This window comes from Pararhodonellum marinum (assembly GCF_015354735.1).
In the GTDB taxonomy this organism is placed as follows: Bacteria; Bacteroidota; Bacteroidia; order Cytophagales; family Cyclobacteriaceae; genus Pararhodonellum; species Pararhodonellum marinum.
Window position 1 is genome coordinate 1 of the sequence record NZ_JACEFJ010000029.1, and the last position, 3962, is coordinate 3962.

Sequence of the window (3962 nt, forward strand, 5' to 3'; positions counted from 1 at the left end):
AGGGTTTGGCAAAAAAGCGGGTTCAGTGGCTAATTGAAAATTCTACCTCGTATCAACTTTTGTGTTATATTGACAGTTTTGTGCTCCGAAATCCGCCACTGAACCAAGCGCCAAAACGTTACAAGCAAGCCAAAAAGACGACACAGTAAGAAATGGAAATTTGGCAATACATAGAAGTCTTAAGACGACCTAACAAGACTTGGTTTTACTCAAAGGACAACACCGAAGAGAAAATCAACGCCTTGACTAAAATTGCCAGTGACGGTTATCCAAGTCTTATTTACAGCTTGATAGAATTTCTAAAAGACGACAACAAAGAAATAAGAGAAACCACTTCCAAGACAATTACTCACCTATTTAAAAAGATTGACAGCAAAAAGGGATATTACGACACTCTTAAACATTGTAGTATTTCAATAAGCAACATTGATTTTTATGAAGCTAACTTTCCATTAGAACAATATGTTGAGCTGTTGGCAATCAGTTCATTAAACGGAAGTGGATACGTAAGAGAAAAAGCAGTTAAAAAACTTTCACAAGTTGACAGTCCTAGAGCCATACAATTTTTAATCTATCGCTTAGCTGATTGGGTTTTACCAGTTCGACAAGCTGCACTAAAAGGAATTGACAACTACAAAACAACCAATTACATTGACAGCTTAATCATAAATCTGCCAATTTTTGAGTGGCTTCAAAAAGTTGAACGGACAGACCTAAGCGGAATTTACCAAGACATTGTTGAGTTCATTGCTTCCACAAACAGGGCATATGTAATTGGCAGCTTCAAAAAATATCCAGACAAACTTAGAATTTTATTAGCAAGGCACATTTCAAGTTCGCTTAGCGATAATCCACAAGAATTAAAACTGTTCTTAACCGACAAACATTTTTTGATTAGGAAATTACCAATACAGCATTTTGACAAACTTGGGCAAGCAGAAATCGAACAATTATTGAATGACAAATCAGCGAATGTTCGACTACAAACACTTTATTGCTTAAAAGAACAAACCGACTTTGAAACAACTGTGAAGAAATTTTTGGCGGACAATTCAGCTACGATAAGACATTTTGCAAGATTTACGCTTAAACAGACCAACATTGATTTTACAGAATTTTATAATGACAACTTAAAAAATAACAATCAGGTTATTGGCTCATTAAGCGGACTTGCGGAAACTGATGGCAAAAAGTATTCGGATATGGTTATGTCATACCTTGATAATAAAAAAGTAAGGGTAAAAAAGACAGCATTTTTAGCTTTCTGCAAACTTGATGAAGAAGGTGCTTATGATTTTGCGTTTGCGAACCTTGACAGCCAATATCTTGGACTTAGAAACGTAATCATAGAATTTTTATCACACATTCCGAGACAAGAAGTTTTGACAAAGGCAAAAAGCATTTACAAAACAGGCAATTATGACTTAAAAAAGTCAATGCTAAAACTCTTCAACAAAATTGGCGGTTGGACATCAATTCCCGACTTAATGATTGGAACAATTGACGAAAACGAGAACATAAGACAATTGGCGTTTGGCTATTTACAAATTTGGAGAACACGAGCAGTAAGACTATTCTCAACACCAAAACAAGGTGAAATTGAAAGAGCAAAACAGATTTTCAGCTTCGTAAACAAGAGACACCAAGACAAACAATATTTTAAAACAAACCCGGTAGATGGACTTGACTTTTACTTCAAATAGCAGAAGGCCAGCTTGTAACAGCCGTTTTGCAAAAGCGGGGGTTTCGTGCTTCTATGAAAGTGAAGTGCTAAATTCAAGTTTTGTGCATCTAATGAAGTTTAGTGCTGAAAATCCCGGCCTTCGCAAAGCGGCAAAACGTTCGCGGTCAGGCAAAAAGACGACATTAATGACAAGAACATTAATAGCGATGGGAATAATATCAACAATTCTAAACTTCTTCGGCTGTTCAGAAGAATCAAAGAATGATGACGGAAAATTAACGCCTGAAATGGAAGAAATAATCGCTAATTCAGTTGAAGATTTTAAGAACAGGCCTATTTACAAAGATTTGACAGAACGGATTATTGACACAACTTCAGACGAGAATTTATTGCAAGTGGTTTTTGACAACCTTTCTGAAAAACAACCAAACGAGTATGAAAAAGAATATGAAACGGTGATGTCCTGGAACAAATCAAGACAAGCAATTTATATGATTTGGATTTTAGAAGCAGAAGTCAATAATGGGGGTTACAACCAATTCTACTTCAATTCAAACAGTCAATTTTACAGACATATACCAGAAGCTTTAAAACTTGTTGGAGCAAACAAATTTGCCGACTTGACTGAAAGAGCGAATAAGACGTTTGAAAGTGAAAATGAAAAAATCACCAAGCATCAAGATGGAACACTTGAAGGGTTTAGTAAATCCTATGACGAAAATCCATTAAACTACTTTGACACGGAGTTTTACGAACTTTACAAGACAGAAAACTTGCAACAAATTCAGGTTGACTACATAAGAAAATACAAAAAAGAATTTATAGACTGACAATCAAAACGAAAAAGAAAAAGCCCGAACCGCTAACATCGGCAATAGAAAATGCGGGCTATCTGCTTAAATATGAAGATATTGCAACTAAATAACATCCTGTCTGGCGGACAAAGATTCGGTTTCAAAGTCCCGCACTTGCCAAAGCCAGGGCCGTTAGTGGCAAGCTAAAAAAACACAAACAGAAAATTAAAATGAAATTAATCGAATATTTAAGTAAACAGCTTTTAAAAATATTTTTTGGAATATTCATTCTTCTAAGCAATCAGCTTTTCTCCCAAGTTGAACTAACCTCTGAAATGATGGAGGAATATGCCTTTCGTTTTTCTATAGATAAAGACAATAATCTGAATAAAGAAGCACAAGAAAAATGGATTTCCTTCATTGGAGAAAATCAATTTGTAGGTTTAGCAGAAATACATAGGTCGACTCAAAAAAGTATATTTACCGATGCAATTTTGGATGTATTAAAGGGAAAAGGATTTGATAATTTCGCCTTAGAGGTGGGGCCAAACTCAGCAGATATCCTAAGTGAATTTTCAAATTCCGACAACTTCAAGGGAGAAATAAGAACTTTAAACAGACAATATGGGAGTAGAAATAAACCCCCTATAATTTTTGTTAACAAAAAACAAGACGCTGTCTTTATACAAAAAGCATTTGATTTGGAATACAATATATGGGGGTTAGACCAAGAATTCGTTTACGCCCCTGAAATGCTATTGGATCGGCTTTATGGATTACAAGAAAACCCGACTAATTCACAAAAAGCTTACTATGAAGAAGCAAAAAAAATAATAAAGAAATATCGTTTTAGGAATAAAGTAAGAGGCACAAATCTCTCTTGTTGGTATCAGTCCAATCAAATCATAAATACTTGTTTAGATGCTTTAGGTGGTACACCAGAAGCAGACAAAATTATTTCTGACCTTAGAGAAATTGGGATATCTACTGTAAATCGGCAACAGGCAAAGCAAGTAATCAACAGAGGGCTAATTATATGAAGCAGAATTTTGAATCCTATTACAGATCCCAAGAAGAATTAAAGCCCAAAGTATTCCTTAAACTTGGAAGTGTACATTTAACAAGGGGAATTTCTCCATTTAGAGTTGATGATTTGGGTAAATTCCTAACTGAAAAAGCTGAGGAAAATGAAACGGGATTTCTTTCTATTCGTCAAATGGTTGCTTATAGAAATGGGAAAAGTCTAATTGGAAAATCAGGGTGGGAGTCTGTAGGAATGTTTTTAGAACTTGGCAAAATGGACAAGTGGACGGTTGTTGATTTAAGACCTTTAAGAGAAAAGCTTATCAAAGACTTAATTAAAACAAATGAAAAATACACCTTTGAAATACTAAGTTATGACTTGCTTTTATTGCCACCAAATGACAGCTTTGATAAGGTAAATTATTGAATGTAAATACTAAATAAACAGAAAGCCAGCCACT

Annotated in this window: 4 protein-coding genes; all 4 read left to right on the top strand. The window is 34.9% G+C overall.

Annotated features, from left to right (window positions below):
• Positions 1-152 precede the first annotated feature (152 nt).
• Positions 153-1703 (top strand): HEAT repeat domain-containing protein, encoded by a 1551-nt coding sequence (locus tag H1A14_RS22900; protein WP_194778646.1) that lies wholly within the window; start codon positions 153-155, stop codon positions 1701-1703.
• Complete coding sequence (locus tag H1A14_RS22905; RefSeq protein ID WP_228527942.1) at positions 1678-2514, top strand: DMP19 family protein; 837 nt, start codon at positions 1678-1680, stop codon at positions 2512-2514. The genes H1A14_RS22900 and H1A14_RS22905 overlap by 26 nt, the downstream gene beginning before the upstream one ends.
• Positions 2515-2708: 194 nt before the next feature.
• Positions 2709-3518: a hypothetical protein gene (locus H1A14_RS22910; protein WP_194778647.1), complete on the top strand. Its 810-nt coding sequence runs from the start codon at positions 2709-2711 to the stop codon at positions 3516-3518.
• Entirely contained in the window at positions 3515-3928 is a 414-nt protein-coding gene (locus tag H1A14_RS22915; protein ID WP_194778648.1) for a hypothetical protein, read from the top strand. The genes H1A14_RS22910 and H1A14_RS22915 overlap by 4 nt, the downstream gene beginning before the upstream one ends.
• Positions 3929-3962 lie beyond the last annotated feature (34 nt).

Excerpts from the sequence above, each read along its gene's own strand:
- H1A14_RS22900 (WP_194778646.1), top strand. The coding sequence starts at position 153 with ATGGAAATTTGGCAATACATAGAAGTCTTAAGACGACCTAACAAGACT.
- H1A14_RS22905 (WP_228527942.1), top strand. The coding sequence starts at position 1,678 with ATGGACTTGACTTTTACTTCAAATAGCAGAAGGCCAGCTTGTAACAGC.
- H1A14_RS22910 (WP_194778647.1), top strand. The coding sequence starts at position 2,709 with ATGAAATTAATCGAATATTTAAGTAAACAGCTTTTAAAAATATTTTTT.
- H1A14_RS22915 (WP_194778648.1), top strand. The coding sequence starts at position 3,515 with ATGAAGCAGAATTTTGAATCCTATTACAGATCCCAAGAAGAATTAAAG.